The 22,108-nt window shown below is 44.4% G+C and carries 26 protein-coding genes; 10 read left to right on the top strand and 16 right to left on the bottom strand.

What is annotated here, in order from left to right; all coding sequences use genetic code 11:
- Positions 1-12: 12 nt before the first annotated feature.
- Together J7K79_RS09450 and J7K79_RS03030 are read right to left on the bottom strand one after the other, a co-directional pair.
- Positions 13-216 carry a hypothetical protein gene (locus J7K79_RS09450; RefSeq protein ID WP_366932580.1) on the bottom strand — a complete coding sequence of 68 codons (204 nt, stop codon included), beginning with the start codon at positions 214-216 and terminating at the stop codon, positions 13-15.
- Between the two features lie 375 nt (positions 217-591).
- A complete protein-coding gene (locus J7K79_RS03030) occupies positions 592-1,455 on the bottom strand; it encodes a DMT family transporter (RefSeq protein WP_296905046.1) in 864 nt (287 codons plus the stop codon).
- Positions 1,456-1,505: 50 nt separating this feature from the next.
- Between J7K79_RS03030 and J7K79_RS03025 the strand changes: the two genes are divergently transcribed.
- Positions 1,506-1,931: a hypothetical protein gene (locus J7K79_RS03025; protein WP_296905044.1), complete on the top strand. Its 426-nt coding sequence runs from the start codon at positions 1,506-1,508 to the stop codon at positions 1,929-1,931.
- Here J7K79_RS03025 and J7K79_RS03020 read toward each other — a convergent pair.
- The gene (locus tag J7K79_RS03020; RefSeq protein ID WP_296905043.1) at positions 1,876-2,178 is read right to left on the bottom strand and encodes a hypothetical protein; all 303 of its coding nucleotides are present in this window, start codon (positions 2,176-2,178) and stop codon (positions 1,876-1,878) included. The two genes, J7K79_RS03025 and J7K79_RS03020, sit on opposite strands and share 56 nt — an antisense overlap.
- Before the next feature lie 2 nt (positions 2,179-2,180).
- A complete protein-coding gene (locus tag J7K79_RS03015; protein WP_296905040.1) occupies positions 2,181-2,942 on the bottom strand; it encodes a carboxylesterase in 762 nt (253 codons plus the stop codon).
- A 102-nt stretch (positions 2,943-3,044) separates the two neighbouring features.
- Between J7K79_RS03015 and J7K79_RS03010 the strand changes: the two genes are divergently transcribed.
- Both J7K79_RS03010 and J7K79_RS03005 read left to right on the top strand, forming a co-directional pair.
- Positions 3,045-3,566 (top strand): VanZ family protein, encoded by a 522-nt coding sequence (locus tag J7K79_RS03010; protein WP_296905038.1) that lies wholly within the window; start codon positions 3,045-3,047, stop codon positions 3,564-3,566.
- A gap of 1 nt (position 3,567) precedes the next feature.
- The gene (locus J7K79_RS03005; protein WP_296905036.1) at positions 3,568-3,693 is read left to right on the top strand and encodes a hypothetical protein; all 126 of its coding nucleotides are present in this window, start codon (positions 3,568-3,570) and stop codon (positions 3,691-3,693) included.
- A 169-nt stretch (positions 3,694-3,862) separates the two neighbouring features.
- On the opposite strand, the gene J7K79_RS03000 is transcribed toward J7K79_RS03005, so the two are convergent.
- Positions 3,863-6,337 (bottom strand): VWA domain-containing protein, encoded by a 2,475-nt coding sequence (locus tag J7K79_RS03000; RefSeq protein WP_296905034.1) that lies wholly within the window; start codon positions 6,335-6,337, stop codon positions 3,863-3,865.
- A gap of 102 nt (positions 6,338-6,439) precedes the next feature.
- Between J7K79_RS03000 and J7K79_RS02995 the strand changes: the two genes are divergently transcribed.
- From J7K79_RS02995 to J7K79_RS02980, 4 genes are all read left to right on the top strand, one after another.
- Positions 6,440-6,985 (top strand): hypothetical protein, encoded by a 546-nt coding sequence (locus J7K79_RS02995; protein ID WP_296905032.1) that lies wholly within the window; start codon positions 6,440-6,442, stop codon positions 6,983-6,985.
- 676 nt (positions 6,986-7,661) lie between these two features.
- Positions 7,662-8,543: an ABC transporter ATP-binding protein gene (locus J7K79_RS02990; protein WP_296905030.1), complete on the top strand. Its 882-nt coding sequence runs from the start codon at positions 7,662-7,664 to the stop codon at positions 8,541-8,543.
- Positions 8,540-9,331, top strand: a complete 792-nt coding sequence (locus J7K79_RS02985) for an ABC transporter permease subunit (RefSeq protein WP_296905028.1) — start codon at positions 8,540-8,542, stop codon at positions 9,329-9,331. Before J7K79_RS02990 ends, J7K79_RS02985 begins: the two co-directional genes overlap by 4 nt.
- A 16-nt stretch (positions 9,332-9,347) precedes the next feature.
- On the top strand, positions 9,348-9,956 hold the full coding sequence (locus J7K79_RS02980) for a TetR/AcrR family transcriptional regulator (protein ID WP_296905026.1): 609 nt from the start codon (positions 9,348-9,350) through the stop codon (positions 9,954-9,956).
- Between the two features lie 237 nt (positions 9,957-10,193).
- Here the strand turns inward: J7K79_RS02980 and J7K79_RS02975 are convergent, their stop codons facing one another.
- Complete coding sequence (locus J7K79_RS02975; RefSeq protein ID WP_296905024.1) at positions 10,194-10,436, bottom strand: glutaredoxin family protein; 243 nt, start codon at positions 10,434-10,436, stop codon at positions 10,194-10,196.
- Positions 10,437-10,589: 153 nt separating this feature from the next.
- Between J7K79_RS02975 and J7K79_RS02970 the strand changes: the two genes are divergently transcribed.
- Positions 10,590-11,696, top strand: coding sequence for an MFS transporter (locus J7K79_RS02970; protein ID WP_296905021.1), 1,107 nt, complete (start codon positions 10,590-10,592; stop codon positions 11,694-11,696).
- Here J7K79_RS02970 and J7K79_RS02965 read toward each other — a convergent pair.
- Entirely contained in the window at positions 11,674-12,687 is a 1,014-nt protein-coding gene (locus tag J7K79_RS02965; RefSeq protein WP_296905019.1) for a mannose-1-phosphate guanylyltransferase, read from the bottom strand. The two genes, J7K79_RS02970 and J7K79_RS02965, sit on opposite strands and share 23 nt — an antisense overlap.
- A gap of 43 nt (positions 12,688-12,730) precedes the next feature.
- Between J7K79_RS02965 and wecB the strand changes: the two genes are divergently transcribed.
- Positions 12,731-13,867 carry a non-hydrolyzing UDP-N-acetylglucosamine 2-epimerase gene (wecB, locus tag J7K79_RS02960; protein WP_296905017.1) on the top strand — a complete coding sequence of 379 codons (1,137 nt, stop codon included), beginning with the start codon at positions 12,731-12,733 and terminating at the stop codon, positions 13,865-13,867.
- Here the strand turns inward: wecB and hisIE are convergent, their stop codons facing one another.
- From hisIE to J7K79_RS02915, 9 genes are read right to left on the bottom strand one after another with little or no spacing between them, the layout of a single operon-like run.
- Positions 13,868-14,458, bottom strand: coding sequence for a bifunctional phosphoribosyl-AMP cyclohydrolase/phosphoribosyl-ATP diphosphatase HisIE (hisIE, locus tag J7K79_RS02955; RefSeq protein ID WP_296905014.1), 591 nt, complete (start codon positions 14,456-14,458; stop codon positions 13,868-13,870).
- Entirely contained in the window at positions 14,458-15,219 is a 762-nt protein-coding gene (hisF, locus tag J7K79_RS02950; RefSeq protein ID WP_366932579.1) for an imidazole glycerol phosphate synthase subunit HisF, read from the bottom strand. The genes hisIE and hisF overlap by 1 nt, the downstream gene beginning before the upstream one ends.
- Entirely contained in the window at positions 15,149-15,934 is a 786-nt protein-coding gene (hisA, locus tag J7K79_RS02945; RefSeq protein WP_296905010.1) for a 1-(5-phosphoribosyl)-5-((5-phosphoribosylamino)methylideneamino)imidazole-4-carboxamide isomerase, read from the bottom strand. Before hisA ends, hisF begins: the two co-directional genes overlap by 71 nt.
- Positions 15,913-16,518 carry an imidazole glycerol phosphate synthase subunit HisH gene (gene hisH, locus J7K79_RS02940; RefSeq protein WP_296905008.1) on the bottom strand — a complete coding sequence of 202 codons (606 nt, stop codon included), beginning with the start codon at positions 16,516-16,518 and terminating at the stop codon, positions 15,913-15,915. Before hisH ends, hisA begins: the two co-directional genes overlap by 22 nt.
- Positions 16,515-17,102, bottom strand: a complete 588-nt coding sequence (locus tag J7K79_RS02935; RefSeq protein ID WP_296905006.1) for an imidazoleglycerol-phosphate dehydratase — start codon at positions 17,100-17,102, stop codon at positions 16,515-16,517. Before J7K79_RS02935 ends, hisH begins: the two co-directional genes overlap by 4 nt.
- Complete coding sequence (hisC, locus tag J7K79_RS02930) at positions 17,099-18,106, bottom strand: histidinol-phosphate transaminase (RefSeq protein ID WP_296905005.1); 1,008 nt, start codon at positions 18,104-18,106, stop codon at positions 17,099-17,101. The genes J7K79_RS02935 and hisC overlap by 4 nt, the downstream gene beginning before the upstream one ends.
- Entirely contained in the window at positions 18,103-19,389 is a 1,287-nt protein-coding gene (hisD, locus tag J7K79_RS02925; RefSeq protein WP_296905003.1) for a histidinol dehydrogenase, read from the bottom strand. Before hisD ends, hisC begins: the two co-directional genes overlap by 4 nt.
- Positions 19,364-19,987, bottom strand: a complete 624-nt coding sequence (gene hisG / locus J7K79_RS02920) for an ATP phosphoribosyltransferase (RefSeq protein ID WP_296905001.1) — start codon at positions 19,985-19,987, stop codon at positions 19,364-19,366. The genes hisD and hisG overlap by 26 nt, the downstream gene beginning before the upstream one ends.
- Positions 19,981-20,814, bottom strand: coding sequence for an ATP phosphoribosyltransferase regulatory subunit (locus J7K79_RS02915; protein ID WP_296904999.1), 834 nt, complete (start codon positions 20,812-20,814; stop codon positions 19,981-19,983). Before J7K79_RS02915 ends, hisG begins: the two co-directional genes overlap by 7 nt.
- Positions 20,815-21,080: 266 nt before the next feature.
- Here J7K79_RS02915 and J7K79_RS02910 point away from each other — a divergent pair.
- A partial coding sequence (locus J7K79_RS02910) for an SLC13 family permease (RefSeq protein WP_296904997.1) occupies positions 21,081-22,108 on the top strand: 1,028 nt, incomplete at its 3' end.

Raw genomic sequence — 22,108 nt, 5'->3', positions numbered from 1 at the left:
TGTTACCAAACTTTACTTTCCGATGCTGATGAGGATGAAGGCTAATGAACATTTGGACTTTGGATAGTTTTTCTGAACCACAAAAGACATTTTCTCCAGGGTTTTAAGGAGGGGGGTAAAGAGGGTGTCATTGATAAAATCACCCTTCGCATGGAGGATGTTCTTCAAAGCTGACCAGGTGTCTATTCCCTTTGCAATCTGCTTCAAAACGAACAGGTATCGTTCGCTAAGGTCGAATTGATCATTTCACCCGCTTCTCTGCAGGGAGATTCACGAATTGCTCAAAAGAAAAAGGGTGAACGATGAGTCTTTCGAGCTCTTCGAGTTTCTTTTCCCTGTTGGACAAATCCTCTTTCTTTACCTCCGGTACCGGAAGTTACTTCTGGGGTGCGGAAGCTCACGATAAGAAGAGTTCACAAATTCTGTTGGACAAGTGCCTATTCTCTGTTCAAATTTGCCAGTCACTTTCCTTTTCAAATTGACGGAAAGTAGTCTCGATTGAACTTAGATGATTGTTTCATTTAACTTAGATTTCAAGAGCAACCCTAAAATCCTATCTTTGTTTTTGCCTCTTTTGTAAGCGTTCTATCATCAGGTGAAATTTTTTTTCTTACGAATTGCCGATGTAAGTATAGAAGCAATTATCAGTACCATTCCCACTATTTGCTGGATCCCCACTCTTTCACCTCTGAACACAACCCCTGCCACTACAGAGACCACAGTGGTGAAGTTGGAAAAGAGGGTGGTAACGATGGGAGAAACCCTTTTAATAGCGTAGTTGAGAAGAAAAAAAGCCAACGTGGAAGAGAGCACCCCAAGGTACAGCGCGCCTGTTATCACGTGAAGGTTAAAAACGGGCTTGAAATTTCCGGCTACAATGCTGAATGCTGTAAAGAAGATTGCTCCGGTCATCATCATGAAGAAGGTGATCTCACCTGGTGTGAACCCCTTTGAAAACTTCCTTGAAAGGATGCTGTACATCGCTCCGGAAAGAACAGCGAGTAACATAAAGATCTTCCCAGAAGCGCTTCCAGGGGTGATGTTGAATCCAACGATCAAAGAAACTCCAAGAAAACCTAGACCAACCAGGAAATAGTGAAGCAGATCGCCTTTTTCTTTCAGAAGGAAGATCGCAAGCATGTTCACAACAACCGGAATCAGGGCAATGATCATACCAGCTTCCGAGGAGTTTATCTTCTGAACACCGTAGGCTTCAAACAGAAAGTAAAGTACGGGCTGGAACAAAACAAGTTTCCAAAGCTTCCAGTAAGGTTTCCTCTGGAGTTTTACTAGTCTAAGGACCATCAGAAGAAGATAGCTGAAAAACGCCACAAGAAAGCGAAGAGAAAGAAAGGTCAAGGGGGATACATGATCAAGTGCGTTCTTTGTGAATAGGAAAGAAAATCCAAAGATAGTAGAATAAAGTAGTCCAGCTATGATGACCTTCGATGGCATAGAACTCCCCCTCGCTTTGCTTTTATTAAAGACAAGGAAGGAGGGGAAATATGAGAAACATCCTGAAGAAAACGTTTTTGATAATTTTTTGTGTCTTAACATTGATTCCAATCGCTGCTCCCGTTTTTCTTTCCCTGGTGGCGCTTTTGACGCGTGGGTTGTTTCTCTACGACTTTCTGATGCCGATGGAACTGATTCTGTTCACCCTGGCTGGAGCCACTGGAATGATTGTAATGAGCGCGCTTTACAATGAAAACTACAGGAAAATACTCTCTTATGTCCTTCTCGCACTCGCTAACTTTGTTCTGGCCCAGATCTATGCCAACCTTTCTGGACTTGCCCACGGTGATACCGAACTCACAGGTGTTCATGTCTTTATAATAGCAGTTTTTGTGAGCTTTCAACATCTTTTTGCCTTGCTCACAGCTGTTGAGAGCTTTTCGATGCTGAAGAGACTCTGGCAAGTTTCATCATAGCCCTCTGGAGCTTTTCTACATCTTTTGAGAAATAAAATACCAGAATCAGCAACAAAACGGCACAGATCAGCCAGAAATAAGCAGAGACTTTCAGAGCAGCTCCAAGAGCTGTAGAGGAGGATGCAACAAAGCCTATCTGGACATCTGTTATGCCAAATTCATGCTCTATCGCTCCGATGTTGGGAGACATCACCATCTGGTCCGCGTTGAGAAGGACCATGAGAATGAGGATGAAAATCACCATCATTTTCATTCCTCTTTCAACCAATCTATGACTGCTTTTGTGACATCTTCTTTTTCCATGTCGTTACTCAGAACGTGGCCGGACTTTTCAAAGATAAGAAGTTTTCTTTTTTCTGACCTGATGTTGTTGTAGATGAACTCCGCCGCTTTCATGGGAACCACATTGTCGTTTCTGGCCGCTACAACGAGTGTGTCAGAGGTAATTTTCGATACACTCTTTCTTGCGAGTTTCATGAGTTTGTAAAGTTCTGCTGCCTGTTTTGGCCAGTTGTAAGACCAGTATTCCTTTCTCAGGTATTCGATGTCTGGGTCTTCATACTTTTCCGTGCTTTCAGCTGGTAGTTTTTTTGTAAAAAGTTTGAAGAATGGTGTAAAGACAATTCCTCTGTCGAAAACATGTGTTGCAGCAGCAAGGGTGACCAGTTTTGGGGGATTCATCTGAGAAGCCAAAATCAGTGCGATCACACCTCCCATCGAAAGACCCACAACGTGCACCCTCTCGCATATCGCGCTCAGATCATAGTAAGCATCGAAAGCTCGTCTCAACCAGTCCCTTGCGGTTGACAGGAGAAAGTCCTCACCACACGTTCCGTGACCTGGAAGTCTCGGGACAGAAACAGTAAAACCCGCCTTGTTCACTTCTTTTGCCATGTACTCGAAGTCATGGGGAGATCCTGTGTATCCGTGGATGAAAAGAACACCTTCGCTTCCGCCTTCAAGAAAAACGGGAAGAGATCTTTTCACGGTTGTACAACATGGAAACCTCATTTTGACACCCCTTTGCAGTAGTTTGTGAGTGCAACAATATTTTAACATTTATGTGGCCGGAACAGAAATCGGTGGTAAGATTTTCCCCGAGGTGATTGAATAATGAAGAAGGCCCTGGCGGTTTTGATACTGACGCTGTCTTGGATAGGTCTGGTTTTCTATTTTTCTTCGCAGCCTTCCAACATCTCTGCGGAGCAGTCCGGCGCTGTTTACAGATTTCTCAAAAAGCTGGACAACATTCTGGATATCACACAAACAGAGTGGTACAAAGGTTTAAGAGCGTTTCTCATAAGATGGTGGTTTCCAAACAAAAATCCAACGGGAGAAGACCTTGTAAGAAAATCTGCGCACTTTGGACTTTACCTTGTTCTAGGCGCACTCTTTTTCTGTCTCGGGTGGCTTTACTCTAAGAGGTACGTGTTCTCTGTTTTGCTGGGGATTTCTCTTCCCACAGTGATCGCCGTTTTAGACGAGTACAACCAGAGCTTTAGAAACAGAGGCTCTTCTCTTTACGATGTGATCATCGACATGAACGGAGCCATATCTGGTATGACAGCGTCTTTGATTGTAATTCTCGCTTTGAGACTGATTTCATGGCTGCACAATAAAACCAGGGGAGAATAGTGTGAAACCGTGCAGCACTTTGATGTTCCTTGTGATAACAGCCATTGGTTTTGCCCAGGCAGATCTCTCACTTCTTCTCCCAAAGGAATATCCTGTTCCCGAGTGGGTCAAACCAGTCTTGTGGTAATCTATCAGCGCGAAGGTGGTTCCCAATCAGGTGAAGCAAATGCCGCCTCAGGAAGTGGTTTTCAGAATCGATATCGTCACAAACTGAGAAATCAGCTGGGGAGTATTGTTTGGGAGCAGATGTTCGAGTGAATATAACTAGATAAAAGGCGTTCTAGAAAAGTGAGAAATCACTTGTATCTGTACACTTTACTTGCTATCTTTTGAGCTTTCTCAGTGAGTGTTGTTAGATGATCGATTTTCAGTGCCATTTCGTAAGTCTGTGTCATCGCACCGATCGTGTCAAGGGCGTCTCCGAGAGTTTTTAAAGCTTCTTTCACATCGGAAAGTTCTGGATAGCGAACCTCAAAAAGTTCCAGGAATTCCACTATTAGAGGAATCGTGTTTTCGAATACTTGAAGAGCATCTGCCCAGTCATCCACGGAGTTCTGCCTGGAAAGGGTCTCATAGGAGATCTCGAACAGATCTGACATAAGATCATGTCGCATCTCTTCAAAACTTTTTCTCATAAGTCGTGAGCGATCATCAAAATACCAGTACCTGCTGCGGTTTTTTTCCACCAACTCTTTCGAGTACGAGAGGAGCATTTCCAACTGCTCTTCAATATGAGAAGTGAATCTGTTGTAGACCAGCTCTTTGCTAATGAAATTATACGCACTTTCAGCGATTTGATCAGGAGGAAGTTTTTCTCTGATCCATTCCCTCACACGTGTTTTGAAAAAGTCGAGTACCACTTCCGGATTTCTTATCACCTCCTCTAGCCTCTTCTCCACCAGACCCATGATATCGTCCAGAAGGTCGTCTCTAACGTAAGTGACGAGACGATTTACCACTTCTTCTATCGTTAAATTCATCGCCGCACCGCTCCAGTTTCCCGTTATTATGTCAATGAAAGTGTTCACCGTCTTCATTATAATGTGCTTTGCAGACTCCAGCTTGTTGACGACATCTTCTGTCCTTCTGATCATGTCCGACACCTTCTGGACTATTTTCACAGTGTCATTACTCGCCTTCTCCTGAACCACACAGGCGTATCCTGCACAGTTCACGATCGCAGCGAGTCCCGTATTGAATCTCTTGAGTGCCTCCATTTCCACAAGCGTGACACCATCCTTTCTCAGAGATGAAAGCCACTCATTGGCTTTTCGAGTGTAGTGTTTTATACTTTCGCTCGTGATCTCAAGGCCTTCCAGTTCCTTTAAAAGGCCGTACGCCTTGTAAATCTCAGCTTTATTTCCCCAGGTATAGGCAATAATTTCCGTTGGAGTTGCCTTTGTTAATCCTATCTCGACCCACCCTCTGGAAGTGAATCGAAGTTGATGGTAAGCATCAATGGGTTGACCGCTAGCGTACAGGATATAGTAGTACCTCCCGGGCTTTCTCTTTCCGATGTCTATCTTCCCGTTCTTATCGGAGATTTGATACATTGCTCCAACGGTATCCATTCTGCTGGTGTTTCCCATCACCTTGTAAAAGTAAACACACACGTTGTCGTTTCCAAGCATGCTGAAGCCAGACTCATCCCTCACCACAAAGCTGATCTCCCCAGATGAGATGTCCGCTTTCGTTCCATCAGGGTTTTCAATTGGATAGTAAGCGAAGTATGAAGAGTCTTCGGTCCCAACCAGCCTGGCTTCGACCTCTACTCTGCTCACAAAATCGTGCTCACTCCAATCGCTGAGCCAAGCAAAGTAGTATTTTGAGTCGATTGTTGGCGCTCGTTCCAACGGGATCTCACTTTGATCGAAAGGCCAGGATAATCTCTTAACGTAATCATTTCCCTTTGCCAGGGAATCGAAATTCGATTCTTTGATTTTTGGATTCACCTGTGGAGAGTAGCTCTCGAGAAGTTCTGTTTTCGCCATGTTCTCCTCCAAAGGCTGACAGTAGTAGAGGTAGATTTCGTTTTCCTTCAACGCAAGATCTACAGCATGCATTGAGGTGTTGCAACCTGAAGTGTAGTACCAGTTTGGGCCATAAACGGAATCCACATAAACATCAGTGATGATCACCACGATCTTTCTAGCGCTTTCACGCCAATCCAAGTTCAAAGTCCAGAGAAAGGCATCGTACGCCCACGTTAGATCCCATCCTTCTCCTCCTGTATTTATTTCTTCTATTTCCCTATTTATCTCCTCGAACATAACAGAATCATAAAAAATGTCCACTTCTGCTCCACTTGGCCACTCGGGTTCGTCTTCCACACCATATTCGGCAATCACCATCCTGAAGTCCGTTCCCATCTCCATGAGTCTATCCAGGAAACTGCCGAGCTGTCTTTTGATAGATTCCACGTGGTCTTCCATCGAACCTGTTTTGTCTATCAGAAAGACGATATCGAGTTTATCAGAATTCACAGATTTTTCCCAGAACCCATCTCCGTTGAACTGATAGTAAAAGTTGTCGAAACGCACCTTCTTTGAGGCGAGAAATTCCCCATCTTTGCCGTATGCAGTCTCGATCAGCTCGAAATCCTTCAATTTCAAGTTTCTTACAAAAATACCTCCATCTTTAACGCTAACTGCACACCAAATGGTGTTCACCAGTCCGTCACGATCCCAAAGTTCGAAATCTTCAATTTCAATTTTGTAGGCAGGCAGACAACAGGAGAGAAGGAGAAAAGCCAGAATGATCATTTTACACATAAAAATCCCTCCTCGGATATGAGTAACTGTATTCTACTCTTTTGATAACAAAAAACAAAAGATGTGTTATAATCGATTAAACCACCAGGGGAGGTGTTTTCTATGCGAAGAGGCTTGTTGTTCACTGTTGTAGCTTTCTTGATAGTCCTTGCTGGATGTACGGGAGTTGTAGGTATCTTCGTGCAAGAAGGGATCAAACAGAAGGCACAGGAGCTAATAGATCAAGCTATGAACGTCATAGAAACCAATCCTGATAGTTACGATCTTTTGAGAGAGGTCATCTACGTTCCAGAGAGTGATGCAACTGACTCAGAAGTTGTAGATATGGTCCTTTCCAGTGGAGAAATACTGCTCTATGATTTCACAGTACCTGCTACACTCACCAGCTACAGTGTGGTCTCTGTGAGCGAGCTGAGTAACAGGGCTATTCCTTGGAGTCTGGCCGACAAGCCTGATTTCGTTGAAAATGTTTACGCGTTGACAATTGAAGGAACAACGGAAGATGGAACGAAGACATTCTTCTCTCTTCCAATGATAAAAGTCTCTGGCAAAGAGTATTTCTGGTCAGTTTATATCTACACTCCAAAAGATATTGTGATAACACCTTCCACAGAGGTCAGGATGTACCCACAATTTTTGTTTTACTAGTATCACTCTCTTTATGTTAAAACCTTCTTGCTTTGGTCTGTAAAAACCTGCCACTTCGAAGACAGTCTCCTTTCTTTGCGTCGCGAAGTTATATCCAGCTGCGTAGAGTTTCTCTGCATCCGAGCCTTTCAGGAACTCTTCTAGAGACGTACTTACATCATCGAGCACAGCTGTGGGTGTGTTGCAGCAATATCCGCTACTTTTCTCTTCTCGAGGTGTTCAGGGCTTTAAAAATACTCATCTTCTGAAACAACGGGCATGTTTCTTGACAGGCACATATCAAGAGGGCTACTCATTACTCTTCACCTTCGCGGAACAGTTTATCGCCCCAGAAAGACATATCCTCTGACAGCCCCTGCAGAACCCAACATATGGCTTTTCATCGACTACTGTGGAAGCATCATGGGATAGAAATTAAGTTCGGCCTTGAGTTTATACTCTCTCTTTGCAGATTCCAGAGTGGTAGATAAAGATACTTCTTTTTCGCAGTTAGCAAAATCAAGACGTCTGGGAACGGTGAGTTCCCAAAGGATGTTGGTGTAGAAGGTAGGATTCACGTTATATAACCGCACGCTCGGAGCTGTGTTTAAGAGTGGAGAGATCTCGAACAAAAATTGACCCATTGGTCAATATATGATACAATGTAATTGACCAGTCAGTCAAGGAGGGTGGGTTTATGCCGGTAATAGAGGCTGAAAATCTCACCAAATACTACGGGAAAAACAGGGGAATTGAGCGTGTGACGTTTTCTGTGGAGGAAGGAGAAATATTTGGTTTCATAGGACCGAATGGCGCGGGAAAAACCACCACCATAAGACTCCTCCTTGGACTCATCTTTCCAACTGATGGCAGAGTCAGGATTTTTGGAAAGGATGTGTTTAAAGAAGGAAAGAATCTCAAGAGATCCATCGGGTATATACCGGGAGAGGTGAATTTTTATCCTGAGGTAACTGTTGAAGAGCTCCTTGAGTATTCTTCTAGATTTTATAGAGACGTCGACAAGGGATATGCAAAGAAGCTCTGTAAGATACTCAATCTGGATGTAAAAAAAAGGATCAAAGAGCTTTCAATGGGAAACAAAAAGAAAGTAGCGATCGTGCAAGTTCTTATGCACAAGCCGAAACTTCTCGTTCTCGACGAACCGACAAATGGACTCGATCCACTTGTTCAAAATATCTTTTTTGAAATCCTGAGAGAAGAGAAAAAAAGAGGGACCACCATATTTTTCTCTTCCCATATCCTCAGTGAAGTGGAACGATTATGTGACAGAGTTGCAATGATAAAAGAAGGGAGAATAATAAAAATAGAGAGCGTAGAGAATTTAAAGAAAGAAAAATACAAGATCGTACGCCTCAGGGGAAAGAGCTTTTCTATCCTTAAAGATTTACCGGAGGTAAGGAATTTGAATGAAGAAAACGGATCGATCGAGTTTTTATACTTTGGAACTACAGGGAAACTTCTACAGATCTTGAACGAAGTGAAACCCGAAGATCTGTGGATAAGTGATCCTTCACTTGAAGAAGTTTTCATCTCTTACTACAGGGAGGGAGAAAAATGAACATCTATAGATGGGATCTAAAAAGGTATTTAAAAAACACGCTTGCCTGGACTATCGTTCTGATTCTCCTCCAATTTATGTATGCCGCTTTCTACCCAAGTATGGCAAAAGAAACCGAATTCATAACAAGATGGATGAAAGTGATGCCAAAGGCTTTCGTGGAACTCTTTGGTTTAGAAGACATGGATTTTTCCAACATTCTGAATTATCTTGCCATGGTTTCCAGCATTTATATCACACTGGTTGGAGGGGTGTTTGTGTCCCTTGTTGGGGTGAGAAGTATCTCAAAAGAAGAGACAGAAAAAACCATGGAGTTTTTACTTTCCAGGCCTGTTACACGTGCTGAGGTCATCTTTTCAAAACTTCTTTCCTCCCTGACACATGTTCTAATGTTCGACGCACTTCTTTTCTTTAGTTTGTACATTTTCTCAAATATCTACAGTTCTGGCCCGATAGAACTGGACAGGTTTCTGGTGTTTTCATTCAGTCAGATCGTTCTTCACATCACCCTGATGAACATCTCCTTCTTTGTGGGAACATTGAAATCAGACAATGCTCTGTCTTTAGGGCTTGGTATGGTTTTTGTACTTTACATTCTGAACATGATTTCCAAGCTCGCTGATTCTGCAGAATTTCTGAAATATTTCACACCATTTTCATACGCGGACCCTTCTTTTGTGGTGAAACATGGCCTTCCAGAGTTCTTTGCTCTATACTTCATTGTGGTGAATCTCGTGTTCGCAATTCTGTCTCCTTTTGTGTTTTCCAGAAAAGATATTCTCACGTAATAAAGGAGGGACTGTTTTGTCAAAGAAAGAGCTCATATTGAAAGCTGCTGTGGAAGTGTTTGGAGAAAAAGGATTCAGGAATGCTACAACGGACGAAATTGCAAAGAAAGCTGGTGTGGCAAAAGGGTTGATTTTTCATTATTTCAGAACAAAAAAGGAGCTGTACTATCAGACTTATGTCTTCGTCTCGGAAAAATTACGAAAGGAATTCGAAGAGTTCATGCAAAAACACGAAGACGAAGATATCTTTGTATTTATGGAAAAGTGGATGGAGAAGAAGATAACATACAGTGCGGAACATCCAGAAGTGTTCAACTTTTTGATAACACTCGTTAGTGTAGATCGGGATTTACAGGGAAGAATTCTCAGATATCTTGAAGCCGCGCAAAGAATTTTCTTTGATTTTATCAGAAAAAAGCTGAAAAATTTGGAACTCGCTGACGAAGTTACTGAAGATATGGCATTCAAGCTCTTATGGTGTTTTTCTAAAGGATTCGAAGAAGGCTACATTCTCAAGATATATCAGGGGAGACCTGATTCACTGAAAAGAGACATAAAGAAGATCTCAGAAGAAGCGAAGGTTATGTTCAGAGTGATGAAAAGGGGCTTATTAAAAAAACAATGAGGGGGTATCCCCCTCGTTTCTGGTTTCTAGAATACGTTATACCACAAACGATTTTGATCCGTCAAGAACCTTTTTAAAGTTGTTTCTGAAATTTCTTGATAACATTTTACCGTAAGAATCAGACCTGGCAAGAACGAACTTACTTTTCTTTTAAGATAACGACTTTGTTTTATACAGGGATCTCGAAAGCGCACATAAAAAACGGGGGAATCCCCCGTTTTTATTGATTCAGTGTGCTCAGGAAATACCTAAGAGCCTGTCGATTTTTGCCTTGTCAAACCCTATAACAATCTTGTTCCCAATTTCAATCACAGGAACTCCCATTTGACCGGTCTTTTTTACCATGAGTTCAGCTTCTCTTGGGTTTTTCGATACATCGACTTCTTTGAATTTCAGTCCCAGAGATCTGAAGTATTCTTTTGCCTTTCTACAGTAAGGACATGTAGGAGTTGTGTAGATTTTTATTTTCAGATGCTGCATTGGTTCACCTCCTTTTTCTACCTTATTAGTCCAGATTTATTTTATCATATCCTTCTGCTGGTTTCAACATATTCTAAACCGAAACGAAAAGTACTAAAAACGAACTATTTGTGTTAGAATTTTTCTGCACATCTCATATCAGGGGGTATCTTCGTGAAGCTACATCTAATGGCCTTGGAGTTTTTCGTTTATGGAACGATGGCAACCTACTCTCTTTTGAGTCAATTTCTTGCAAGTGAAGGTCTTACAGAATCACAGATAGGGCTTTTGATGTCCGTTTTGCCAATTTCTTCGTTGTACGCACATCATTTGAATTTTGAGATAGCATCTAATATTGGAAGAATAAATTGGTTAAAAAAGGTTGTTTTGTTCGCAGGAATACTTATTTGGGGATTGTTCCTATTTGAGAGTTTCATAGCTAAATTTTTATTCATGATAGCCTTCGCGTTCTTTTTTTCTGCAACCACCCCCCTTGCAGAATCTGCCATCGTTGACATTGCCAATAATTTGAATTTGAATTACGGCAGAATCAGATTATTTGGTACATTTGGTTTTTCATTCGCCGCCCTTTTGATGAGTGGTTTGATTAGAATCGGATTTGTAACCATTTTTCTAACTTTTTCACTTCTAATGTTTCTGACGTTTCTGGTTGCAAAAGGAGTAAAAGAAGTAGAACTCAATGAAGATGAAAGGGTCAGAAGCAAGAAACCATTGCCGTTGTTCTTCTGGTTACTTTTGCCAATTGTGATCTTTGGAATAGCCGCTAACAATTTTAATTTTGTTTTCCTACCAGTTCTTATGGAAAAAAGAGAATATGACATCTCCCTCGCAAGCATAGCATTTTCTATGATGGCTATCACAGAAACACCGTTTTTGTTATGGGCAGATACCATTGTGAAAAAACTCGGCGTCGTGTTTATACTTTCTTCTGGTATTTTTGTTGTGGGTCTCAGAAACTTACTGGTTGCTATGGTAGACTCCCCCACTATGCTCTTGCTGGTCCAGTTACTCCAGGGATGGACGTATATAGTGATCTATTACTCAATGATGTCTCTCATTCAAAGTTTTGGTGCTGCAAGGATAAGGGCACAGAAATATTTCTGGATTGCTATGGGAATAGGACCTTTCTTAGGATCTTCATTAGGGGGACTTCTTTCTGAAAAGCTGGGATTATTGAATGCTTACAGTATCTTTGGGTTGGTTCCAATGGTTATTTCGTTGCTCATTCTTCTTATCTTCAGGAAGACTCTGAAGATTTGAGCTTTTTAACCACATCCCTGACTCTTTGAGAACTTTCTTCTTTACACACCAGAATACCATTTGGTGAATCTATCACAATGACGTCTGAAAGACCGACCACAGCTATTGGTTTGTCATGGGGTTTCACAAAAACACGTGTACTGTCCACCAGAATCACGTTTTTTGACTCTTCTGTGCAACCTTCAATTTCTCTTACTGAAGACCAGTTCCCCACGTCGGACCATTCGAAATTTGCCTTCACAACACGAACTTTCTTCGACCTTTCCATGACCGCGTAGTCCACGCTAATCGATGGCACTTTCTCGTAGGCTTCCTTCATCGCTTCAAAATCTCTTGGATCCACACTGTTGAGATGTTCGTAGATGGCAGGCTCACACATCTTTACTTCTTCGATGAACTCTTTTGCCTTCCAGAGGAACATTCCACTGTTCCAGAGATACCTTCCGCTCTCAACAAACTTCTTTGCCGTCTCCAGATCAGGCTTCTCTTTGAATTTGGAAACTTCGTGAACGCCTTCTTCCAGCTCAGGTCCTATCTCTATGTACCCGTATCCCGTCTCCGGTCTTGTGGGCAATATCCCGAAGGTGAACAGTCCGCCGTATTTCTCCAGAGCGTTCAGCGCCTTTTCGACGGTCCGCCAAAATTTGTCCACGTCTGGTATTCTGTGATCTGCCGGCAGGACCAGAACGGGTTCGTCGTCTTCAGCGAGTTTCGTACCAACGAAACATGCAGGTGCGGTGTTCTTCTTCAGCGGCTCTGCGACGATATTCTCTGGTGGAAGTTCTGGAAGTTCTTCTTTTGTTCTTTCAACGTAGTTTTTGTAAGTTACAACGATCATATCTTTTGGATCTATCTTCTCTAAAACACGCTCGAAAGTCCATCTTATGAGACTTTTGTCACCGAAGAGTTTGAGGAATTGCTTCGGAGTTTCCGGAGTGGAAAACGGCCAAAATCTTTCACCGGATCCCCCCGCAAGAATCAGTACTTTCATCGTTTCACCTCCTCGTGTACAATTTTAACAGGAGGTGCAAGGCATGATCAGAGTTCTCAGTATCTTCGGCACAAGACCCGAGGCAATAAAGATGGCTCCACTGGTGAAAAGGCTCGAAGAAGAAACAAGTGTGGAAAACATCGTCTGTGTCACGGCCCAGCACAGAGAGATGCTCGATCAGGTACTCGAGGTTTTCGGAATAGAACCGGATTTCGACCTGAACATCATGAAAGAAAGGCAGACTCTTTCTGATATAACCGTGAACGCCCTTTCGAAACTCTACGACCTGATCGGGAAAGTGAAACCTGATATCGTGCTGGTCCAGGGAGACACCACAACCACGTTTGTTGGAGCACTTGCGGCTTTCTACCGAAAAATACCGGTTGGTCACGTCGAAGCGGGTTTGAGAACGAGCAACAGGTACTCCCCTTTCCCGGAGGAGATAAACAGAAGACTCACCAGCGTTCTTTCCACACTCCACTTCGCTCCTACAAAGAGGAACAAAGAAAATCTTTTGAGAGAAAACACCATGGGAAAGATCTACGTGACAGGAAACACGGTAATCGACGCACTGAAATATACCGTGAAGGAGGATTACAGGTTTGAAGATCCAGTTTTGAGAAGCGTTGATTTTTCCAGCGGAAGGTACATCCTTCTCACTTCACACAGAAGGGAGAACATAGGAAAGCCCCTCGTTAACATCTGCAGAGCAGTGAAGAGAATTGTCGAAGAGTTCGAAGATGTGAAGGTGATCTATCCTGTCCATATGAATCCCGCAGTGAGGGAGATCGTGTTTCCGATCCTTGAAGGTACGGAAAGAGTGATACTGATCGATCCTGTAAACGTGATAGACATGCACAATCTGATGGCAAGATGCTATCTCATCATGACGGATTCTGGAGGAATACAGGAGGAAGCCCCAGCTCTTGGAAAGCCGGTCGTTGTGCTGCGAAAAGAGACAGAAAGACCCGAAGCCATAGAGGCGGGAGTTGCTGTTCTCGGTGGTGTAGAGGAGAAGAAGATCTTCGGAATCGTAAAAAGGCTTCTCACCGATGAAGGGGCGTATCAACAGATGGCGAAAGCGGTGAACCCGTTCGGTGATGGAAGAGCCTCCAAGAGGATCGTGAAGGCGATTTTGCACGAGTTCGGTCTTTCCGATCCTCCTGAGGAATTCAACTGATCATTTTCTTCTCTTTTCGAGCTCTTTCATCACATCTTGAACTGTGATCTCCGCTTCAACCATGAGGACAGTAAGGTGATATATCATGTCTGCTATCTCCCAGACGAGGTTTTCTCTGTTGTTTTGAAGGTAGCCCGTGATCACCTCGACAGCCTCTTCACCGAACTTCTTCGCGATCTTTCCCTTTCCTTCTCTGAAGAGTTTTGCCGTGTAAGATCCCTCTGGCATCTCTTCTTTTCTTTTCCTCACCAGCCTATAGAGATCCAGCCAGAAGGTAGGAGAGCCTGTCTCTTCAAACTTATGCTCCACTTTGAAGAAGCAGGATCTGTTTCCTGTGTGACACGCCACTTTCTCTTCTGGAAAATCTACGATGTAAAGGTACGCATCGTCATCACAATCTCTTCTAATCTCCACAACTTTCATGGTGTTCCCTGAGGTTTCTCCCTTTTTCCAGATCTTTTGCCTTTCTCTGGAGAAAAAGTGAGCGTATCCTGTTTTCTTTGTGAGTTCCAGTGCTTCTTTGTTCGCGTAAGCCAGCATCAAAACCTCGCCGGTCGTTCTCTCCTGCACCACCACAGGGTAAAGTTCCATCACATTCCCTCCAATCTCACGTTCACACCGTGATCTTTTAGAAACTTCTTCAATTCCACTACGTTGATCTCCTGAAAGTGGAAGACGGAGGCAGCAAGAGCCGCATCCGCACCGGCTCGAAACGCTTCAAGAAAATGTTCCATCTTCCCCGCACCGCCGGAGGCGATGATGGGAAGGTTTGTCAGCGGTCTTACGAACCTTATCATCTCCACATCGTACCCCATTTTCGTTCCGTCCCGGTCAATGCTTGTGAGGAGAATCTCACCTGCTCCTCTTTCTTCGACCTCGCGAACCCAATCCGAGAGGAGAATACCGGTGTTCTTCTTTCCCGAATAAGTGAAGACCACGAACCTCCCGTTCACCCTCTTCGCATCGATTGCCACAACAACCGCCTGACTTCCAAAGGTATCAGCGATCTTCGTGATGAGACCCGGCTTTTCCACCGCGGCAGTGTTTATACTCACTTTATCTGCCCCTCGAAGAATGAGCTCAGCTGCCGTCTCGAAATCGTGTATTCCTCCACCCACGGTGAAGGGTATGTCTACTTGCTCAGCCACACTTTCAACCAGCTCGAGCATCGTTTTTCTCTTTTCAACAGATGCGGTGATGTCCAGAAAAACAAGCTCGTCTATGCCGATCTTCGAGTAGAGTTTTCCAAGTTCAACGGGATCTCCGCTGTCTCTGAGATTTTCAAAGTTCGTACCCTTCACCACACGCCCGTCCTTCACATCGAGACACGCTATTATTCTCCTGGCGAGCATATCTTTTCATCACCTCAACTGTGAGTGTTCCTTCCAAAAACGCTCTCCCCACGATCACACCCTTCAGAAGACCTCCTGTTTCTCTGTGAACCTCCAGTGCCCTCTTCAGAGAGTTTTCGGAGGAGATACCACCCGCTGCGATCACCCTTGTCCCGGTTTCAAAGATGATCTTTTTTGTTAAGGAAAAATCGTGTTCTTCGAGGGTGCCGTCTTTTTCTATTTCTGTGTGAACAACCTCTTCAAGACCATACTTTTCCAACTCGTTCACGAGAGTGATGGGATCCACGTCTTTTTCGTCCAGCCAACCTCTGTACGCGACTTTCCCATTTCTTGTATCTAAACTGAACACAGGATCCACCCCGATCTCTTTCAAACTCTTCAAAAAAGAAGGATCCTCCAGCACTTTAGAACTCACGATCTGCCTTTTGAATCCCATCTTGTGAAGCTTTTTTGCGTACTCCAGTGTCCTTATTCCACCACCGATTTGAATGTGATTAGCGTAAGAAGAGAGCTTTTCTAGGACTGGAAGGTTTTCGTCGCTGCACTCTATGGCCTTCGAAAGATCCACCACGTGGATGAGTGTGAATCCTTCTTCGACAAGCCTTTTTACCAGGTCAAACGGATCCTTTTCGTAGAATATCGTGTTTTCTTTTTTTCCTTTAACCATCCTCACAACCTTTCTTCTGTATAGATCTATGGCCGGGATAACGAGCACTCGATCACCTTCTCGAGCAGTTTTTTCCCTATCTTTGAGCTCTTCTCCGGATGGAACTGGAAACCAAGAATCTTCCCCTTTCTCGCAGCAGAAGGGAACAGTTCCCCATCGTACTCTGTTGTTCCCAGAATATACTCTTCTTCACACACGACCCTGTATGTGTGAACAAAGTAATAATACCCGCTTGGAAAGGTGTCCTTGAAGATCACCTCGTTCCATCCCATGTGGGGGAATCTCCTGCTCTTCAACTTCACGACGCTTCCGTCTATCAGGGAGAGCCCCTTCACTTTTGGAGCTTCTTCGCTTTCTTCGAACAAAAGCTGCATTCCAAGACAGACGCCGACGACGTATTTTTCACTTTTCACGTGCGCTTTTATGAAATCGATCAGACCACTCTCTTCCAGCCTCTTCATTCCTTCGGCAAAATGACCCACACCAGGAATAAAAAGAAGATCGTATAAATCCTTCTGGGCACTCTTTACCAATTCTATCGACACTTCTTTGAAGTGTTCTGATGCTCTCTTCACTCCACGGTAGAGGTTCATGATGTTTCCAGGACCAACGGATACTATACCGACCTTCAATCTATCACACCCTTGGTGGTCCTGGTGTCTGATTTTTCCAGTGCATGGGCAATGGCAAGACCAAAAGACTTCATGGCGGATTCAGAGATGTGGTGATCGTTCTTTCCAAAGAACTTGAAGAAATGTACGGTGATTCTTGCGTGGTTGACAAAACCGTTCATGAACTCTTCGAAGCCCTCCACCGGCATGTCTTCTATCTTCTCCACAGAGAACTCGAAGTTTTTCTGGAAGCACGGCCTTCCGGAGAGATCCACGTAACACCCGATCAGAGCCTCGTTCATAGGAACGGTGGCTTCACCGAATCTTCTCACCTTCGTGTAATCGAAGAGTTCCCTGAACGCCTGCCCCAGTGAGATCCCGAAGTCCTCTATCAGATGATGAAGGATACCGTCTTTGCTTTCACAGGTGCTCACTCTCAGTCCCAATCCCGAGTAGTGGCAGAAGGTGTTCAGGAGATGATCGAAGAAGTTCACTCCCGTGCTTCCTTCCAGTTTTCTGTTCACAGTATCGAGTGTTATGGAGATTTCTATCTCGTTTGTGTTCCTCTGAACGATGATGCCGTTTTCCACTCTCTCTATCGTCATTTGAACACCTCCAGTTCCCTCAAAATGGTTTCGTTTTCTTCCCTTCTTCCGATAGTGATTCTAACACCTTCTCTGAAGCTGCGAATCGCCACGCTTTTTTTTCGAAGCTGTTTCATCAGCCTGTCTCGTTTTTCCTCGCCCATGAAGATGAAGACGAAATTCCCGCGAGAGTCTGTAATGGAGTAGTTCAGCTCTCTCAACGCTTTTTTCATTCTCTCCCTTTCCGAGACGATGAATTCTATCCGCTCTTTGAAAACATCGATGTGCTCCAGGGCTATCTTGGCGAAGGTCTGGGAAACGTAGCTGACATTGAAGGGAAGCCTCACTCTGTTGAAGGCATCGATGAATCTTCCGGAAGAGATGACGTATCCGATTCTCTGAGCAGCAAGGGAAAAAGCCTTTGAAAATGTCCGTATTATCGCGATGTTTTCGTATTCCTTCAATAGATCCAGATAACTTTCTCCGTAAAACTCGTGATATGCCTCGTCAAGAGCAACGAAGGCACCTGTTTTCAAGATCTTCTCGATCTCGCTTTTTTCAAAAACGTGACCCGTTGGATTGTTTGGATTCGGGATAAAAACAACATCACCTTCCCCCACTTTCACCTTCGGGATTTTCAGGTCCTTTGTGAGATGAACCTCCAAGAAATTTTTCCCCAAAGCCCTGGCGAAAATCTTGTAGCAACTGTAGGTGGGAGGGAAGAAGACCACGCGCTCGAACATGAGCATCATGACGTATATGATCTCATCCGCGCCGTTTCCAATGGAAACGTTCTCCTCTGTCAGAAAGCCAGCTCCAAGGTATGCGAGAATCTTCTCGATGAGTTCGCTGTCGGGAGAGTCGTAGTAGATCCTCATCTTGCCGCTGTCGAGTCTTCTGAAGACTTCCTCTGTGAGTTCTTCTGGGAAGGGAAATGGGTTTTCGTTCAGAGCAAGGTAAATCTTGTCTCTCTTTTCTGTTTCGTACGGGTAAGCCCTCCTTATGATCAGATCAATGGGATTCACAGCCTCCCCCTCCTCACATCCACGGCCCTGGCGTGTGCTTCAAAACCTTCCCAGCGTGCCATTCTGGAATACAGCTTTCCTTTCTTTCTGAAATCTTTCTCGGAGAAGTGGGTGACGAAGATTTTCTTCGTGAAGTCTGAGACCCTGAGCCCCGAGGAGAACCTGGCAGATCTGAACGTGGGTAGAACGTGATTCGGCCCCGCACCGTAGTCTCCCACAGATTCGCAGGTGTACTTTCCAAGGAAGACAGATCCCGCGTTTTTTATATAGCCAAGAGTCTCAAATGGGTTTTCTACAAGGATTTCCAGGTGCTCGGGAGCTATTAGATTGGAGATCTCAAAAGCCCTCTTCAAATTCTCAGCGAGTATGATGGCTCCGAAGTTGTTCGTGGAGATCTCGGCGGTCTTTCTTCTCTCTTCAGGAAGAGATTGAAGATGCTCTTCTATGACCTCTGGAAGTTTTTCGAAGACCTCTTTCGAAGTCGTTATGACCATGCTCATCGCATTTTCGTCGTGTTCTGCCTGGGATAGAAAATCTGCCGCCACGAAGTCCAGAGGGGAGCTTTCATCGGCGATTATCGTAATTTCACTCGGTCCCGCTATGGAATCGATTCCCACGTCTCCGTAAACGAGCTTCTTCGCGAACATGACAAAAACCCCACCTGGACCCACGATTTTGTCGACCGGTTTCACCGTTTCCGTTCCGTAAGAGAGAGCCGCAATCGCGTGGGCTCCTCCCATCTTGTAGATCTCTCTCAAACCAAGCATCTCACAAGTCTTCAGGATGTAGGGAGAAACTTTCCCGTTCTCATCGGGCGGGGTGGTGACGACGATTCTTTCTACTCCTGCTACGATGGCGGGAACAGCACACATGAGGAGGGTGGAAAAGTACGGGACCTTTCCTCCAGGAACGTATATTCCAACACTCTCGAGTGGAACCACCATCTCTCCGAGAAAACTTCCACCATTGGTTGTGAAGAAAAAAGAGCTTTCCTTTTGTCTTCGATGGAATTCCTTCAGATCTTCTATCACAACTCTTATAGTCTCGATGAAATCCTCTTCTACATTCGCCTCTGCTATTTCTTCCTCTGAGACAAGGAGCTCCTTCACACTCAGCGGGTATTTTTCAAAGCGTTTCAAATACTCTTCGAGGGCTACATCCCCCTCATCTCTCACTCTCCTGACGATTTCTTTGACGATTTCCTCTACTTTCGAGGCGGTTCTCATTCTTCTCTCGAGAAGTTTCAGCACGTCCTCATCACTGGGATTTTTCATAAGTATCATTCTTCATCACCTCCTGAAGTCTCTCCAGAAAGGAGATCACTTCCTTCCTTTTCGTTCTGTAGCTGACGGGGTTCACCACAACGTGAGTTCTTATGACGAATATTTCATCCAGAACTTCCAGATTGTTCTCCCGCAAGGTTCTCCCCGTTTCGGTGATGTCAACGATGAGATCGGAAAGCCCCGCGATGGGTGCGAGTTCCACGGAACCCTTCAGCGCTATGATCTTGCAGTGCCAACCCTTCGATTCGCAGTACCTTCTGGTGACGTTGGGAAATTTGGTGGCTATCTTCTTTTCTCCTTTCGGAATTCCCTTTCCCCTTGGACCGGCCAGCACCATTCTGCTCACATTCGCTGGAATGAAGAACGGTTGTATGAGATTCGTTTCTTTCTCGAGGAGAACGTCCGTTCCGCAGAATCCCACGTCTGCAACACCGTGCACGAGATAGGTCGGTACATCGAACGGTCTCACCAAGAAGCAGGTTATGTCCTTCCCCTCTCGAAGAATGGAGGATTCTTTTTCAAAGGTGTATCCTGCCTTCCTGAGGAACTTCATCACCTTTTCTTCGAGCCTCCCTTTGGGAACAGCGAGCTTCAGCATGTTTTCCCCTCCAGAAAGATGGATCCCCCAACGCCCTTTTCTCCGTTTATCGAGTACTCCCCGCCTGCCGCCACAAGCTTGGAGGATGAAATGTCGTAAACGGTGAAGATCACACCGCTGTATTCTTCCACGGTCCTCGCCAGAGTAAGGTCTACTTCAACGGAGATGTTTGGAAATCTTTGTTGAAGGAAAGAAGAAACAGCGAGAAGTTCCTCCTTCACAGGAGAAGGGAGATTCATCTCCTCCAGATTATCGGGAGATCGTCTGTATATGCTGTCTTTTATGATCTTTTCTATTCGGGAAAGATCGATCCCTTTTATTCGAGAAAGAAACTCTATCTCCGCCAGGTTCTTCGTGTCGATCAGATTCAACACCTTCTCGTGGAGATCTTTCGGAACAGATCTCAACAGATCTTCGTACACCTTCGTGTGGCCTATTTCCACTATCAACGGACCGGCGAACATTTCCAACGTGCTTTCGGTGATGATCTCGAGCACCTCAAGAGTATCGTTGAAAGACTCCCTTGGAATGTTTTCAAGCCCAAGCTGATATTCTGCCACCATTTCTTCTCCAAAGTACCTGTAAACGAAATCCGCGTACCACACCTTCAATTTGGAAGTAGATGATCGCTTTTTTCTGTGAGTCAGAACGGTCTTTGTGAAATCACTCCGCACACGATAAAGATTTCCTCTTCTATCGAGGAAGAAGTCGTCCCCATCGGACACGCCTTCCGATCTTTCAAAAGCCGGAGAAAAAAAAGGTGCGTAACCAAATCCTGAAGCTCTCCTGTAGAAGGAAACCACCTTTTCGAAATCCAAGAAGGTCACCTCCTCAGAATAAACAAAAAGGCCACGTCTTTCCGACGTGGCCCGTACGATTTCTCACCATCAAACTCCCGGTGGAGAAACCGCCGGGCCAATGCAATGATGGCAATGTATGCTAACAAACATTTTTATGATTTTCCCTTGAATCCTCATGCTTTATCACTCCTTTGGACTCTATTCTATCATCTTTGTTAGGAAATTCACCGTTTTGAATAATTTCTTTAAAAAATCAGATGTTAGAATAATCCCATGTCAAGGAGGCGAAGAGGATGAACGAGGCACTTCTCGTTTTAATGTTTGCCGTTCTCGCCTATTACTTCATCATATTCGGGAAGATCGCCAAATCCGTTGTGACCCTTCTTATAGCACTCGTCCTCATGTCCATCCGCGTTGTGGAGGGGCTTGAGCTTCGAAACATAGGAGAAGTGGTCGACTTCAACACACTAGGCCTGTTGTTCGGTATGATGATCATTGTTCACATATTGAAAGGAACAGGATTCTTCGAGTACCTTGCCATCTCCGCCATAAAGGTCTCGAGGGGAAGATTCTGGCTTTTGTTCGCTTTTCTCATGATACTCACTGCTTTGACATCCGCTTTTCTCGACAATCTGATCACCATCATCCTCCTTTCACCTGTGCTCTTTTTGATCCTCGACACGATGGAAGTGAATCCTGTTCCTTTTTTCCTTTTCGCGATATTCATTGACAATATTGGTGGGATGTCCACACTCATTGGTAGCCCTCTGAACATCGTGCTCGGATCGATCAGTGGTTTGAGTTTCAACGATTTTTTGAAGAACATGGGGCCCGTTGCGATTCTTATCTTTGTGATCGTTTTCTTCCTGTTCAAAAGACACACACACATTGATGAAAAGGCAAGAGAGAAGTTGAAAAACCTCATGAACGTCGATCCGAGGAAATCAATAACGGATCCTGTGGTTCTCAAAAAATCTTTGATTGTCTTTCTCGCAACGCTTGTCATGTTTGGCCTTCATTCTCTTGTGGAACTGGAACTCTCCCTGATCGCTCTCATCGCTGCTTGTACTCTACTTCTCTTGCTTGGGAGGGATTTCGAGAAGGTATCTGAAGGTGTAGATTGGGACTCGCTGTTTTTCTATGTGGGGCTCTTCGTCATCTCGTATTCCCTGGAGAAAATAGGAGCTATGGAAGCGCTGGCGAATTTCTTCAAGATTTTCTCCTTCAACAAGTATCTCTTTGTTCTCGTTGTTGTCTGGTTCTCCATCTTCGCCAACGCCTTCTTGAGTGCCGTTCCTGCTACTCTGATACTCGCCCCCAC

The sequence above is a fragment of the Thermotoga sp. genome, from assembly GCF_021162145.1.
Taxonomy (GTDB): Bacteria; Thermotogota; Thermotogae; order Thermotogales; family Thermotogaceae; genus Thermotoga.
This window is presented reverse-complemented; position numbering and strand designations above follow the sequence as displayed.

Excerpts from the sequence above, each read along its gene's own strand:
- hisF (WP_366932579.1), bottom strand. The coding sequence starts at position 15,219 with ATGCTCGCCAGGAGAATAATAGCGTGTCTCGATGTGAAGGACGGGCGT.
- hisIE (WP_296905014.1), bottom strand. The coding sequence starts at position 14,458 with ATGGAACTTTACCCTGTGGTGGTGCAGGAGAGAACGACCGGCGAGGTT.
- J7K79_RS03010 (WP_296905038.1), top strand. The coding sequence starts at position 3,045 with ATGAAGAAGGCCCTGGCGGTTTTGATACTGACGCTGTCTTGGATAGGT.
- J7K79_RS02975 (WP_296905024.1), bottom strand. The coding sequence starts at position 10,436 with ATGCAGCATCTGAAAATAAAAATCTACACAACTCCTACATGTCCTTAC.
- J7K79_RS02935 (WP_296905006.1), bottom strand. The coding sequence starts at position 17,102 with ATGACGATAGAGAGAGTGGAAAACGGCATCATCGTTCAGAGGAACACA.
- J7K79_RS02995 (WP_296905032.1), top strand. The coding sequence starts at position 6,440 with ATGCGAAGAGGCTTGTTGTTCACTGTTGTAGCTTTCTTGATAGTCCTT.
- hisG (WP_296905001.1), bottom strand. The coding sequence starts at position 19,987 with ATGCTGAAGCTCGCTGTTCCCAAAGGGAGGCTCGAAGAAAAGGTGATG.
- J7K79_RS03015 (WP_296905040.1), bottom strand. The coding sequence starts at position 2,942 with ATGAGGTTTCCATGTTGTACAACCGTGAAAAGATCTCTTCCCGTTTTT.
- J7K79_RS02985 (WP_296905028.1), top strand. The coding sequence starts at position 8,540 with ATGAACATCTATAGATGGGATCTAAAAAGGTATTTAAAAAACACGCTT.
- J7K79_RS02990 (WP_296905030.1), top strand. The coding sequence starts at position 7,662 with ATGCCGGTAATAGAGGCTGAAAATCTCACCAAATACTACGGGAAAAAC.
- J7K79_RS03020 (WP_296905043.1), bottom strand. The coding sequence starts at position 2,178 with ATGATGGTGATTTTCATCCTCATTCTCATGGTCCTTCTCAACGCGGAC.
- J7K79_RS03025 (WP_296905044.1), top strand. The coding sequence starts at position 1,506 with ATGAGAAACATCCTGAAGAAAACGTTTTTGATAATTTTTTGTGTCTTA.
- hisD (WP_296905003.1), bottom strand. The coding sequence starts at position 19,389 with ATGATACTTATGAAAAATCCCAGTGATGAGGACGTGCTGAAACTTCTC.
- J7K79_RS03030 (WP_296905046.1), bottom strand. The coding sequence starts at position 1,455 with ATGCCATCGAAGGTCATCATAGCTGGACTACTTTATTCTACTATCTTT.
- J7K79_RS02965 (WP_296905019.1), bottom strand. The coding sequence starts at position 12,687 with ATGAAAGTACTGATTCTTGCGGGGGGATCCGGTGAAAGATTTTGGCCG.
- J7K79_RS03000 (WP_296905034.1), bottom strand. The coding sequence starts at position 6,337 with ATGTGTAAAATGATCATTCTGGCTTTTCTCCTTCTCTCCTGTTGTCTG.
- wecB (WP_296905017.1), top strand. The coding sequence starts at position 12,731 with ATGATCAGAGTTCTCAGTATCTTCGGCACAAGACCCGAGGCAATAAAG.